The 1402-nt window shown below is 30.1% G+C and carries 1 protein-coding gene; it reads right to left on the bottom strand.

From position 1 onward, the window contains the following. Positions 1-66: 66 nt before the first annotated feature. The coding region (locus tag AC2A1C_RS15775) for a hypothetical protein (protein WP_484026887.1) at positions 67-1402 on the bottom strand (1336 nt) is incomplete at its 5' end.

The raw sequence follows: 1402 nt of genomic DNA, 5'->3' as shown, positions 1-1402 counted from the left end.
AATAAAAACGACAGCATTGAACAAAGTTGTCATTTTTTATAAACCTATTTTGAATAAAAGTAATTATTAATAATTCAGCCGTTCCAAACGAATTTTATTGAATTTATCTTTCTCATTAAATTCCCTCAAAAGAATATATCCTTCTTTTCCGACATAAGGAAAAACAGAATAGGAATCCTTTTCAGATATCTGAACCTCTTCCTGCTTAAAGTTTCCGCCAATCAAAGTATTAATAAAAAGTTTCCAGTTTTTTTCTTTGGTCTTATCATCCTTCTGCAAATCTCTGTAAAAAAATACTACATCTTTCCCACCGTTTAGATATTGTGAAAAAAGATAATCGTTATTTGCCCACTTCGTTTTTTCTTTTTCAAAGACTTTTACACCCTTTACATGAAAAAGATTATCTGTATAAAGATAAACTAAATCCGTTGTTTTAGGTGCGCTGTATTGACCTTCCGGCTTATATTTTTCCATAAGTATCCCAACACTTCCATCTTCCATGAAAAAGAAATCTTTGGTTTTAAGGTAATATCCACTTCCAACATATCCTAATTTATTGATTTCGGGAAGATGTTGTTTTAAATCTTCATAATTCAGGGTTTTAAGTGATACACTAAAATCCACTTTATCTATAATTAATCGAGCGAAACCGTTGGATTGGCTGGTGTCAAAATTTCTTCCAACCATTACAATTTTATCATCAAATGTTTTATCATTGTCAATATTGGCATCATAATATCCTGTTGCATAATAAGTAATATTTTCAATGGTATCATCTGATAGTCCAAAAATAGGATTTCTTGCAATTTCTTTTCCAGTTTGCATATCCAAAACCAAGAGATGAAACAGCTTATTCTTTTTATCATTTTTCTGAAGAATACAGTAGATATGTTTTTCGTCTTTTTCTACAATTGTTAATTCTTCATTTACCTTCTTATCTCCACTTGTATTGTATTTGTATCGCCAAACTTCATTCTTATTTTCATCAAATTTTATCAGACTGTTATTATTTACATAACTTCCGTAATTATGGAATTCCAAAGCTAAAAATCCTCCTTCTTTTATTTCAAAAACTCTGGAAAAATAATTATATCCTTTCTCTTTTTTTTCCGCTTTATCTTCCTTCCGTTCTTCTTTCCAGCTTTTAGGCTGAGCAATTTCGTTGAAAATACCGCTTTGATAATCATAATAAACTTTTGTTTTCGGAGTATTGGTAGCCAAATCTATTTCTACGGAACGTGGCATAAAGAAGTCTCTATTTTTTATCAAAGAATAATCTATAGAAGTAGGATACAGAATTATTTTTTTTCTGAAATCTATATATCCTGAATAGTCTGCCACCGTAATATCTCCTTCAAATTCTTTATTAGCAACCGGATTCAGGTTTTTGTCGAGGATTACA

Source organism: Chryseobacterium sp. HNCC26DJ241 (assembly GCF_057180505.1).
Note: the sequence above shows the minus strand (reverse complement) of the source record. Positions and strands in the feature narration are given on the sequence as shown.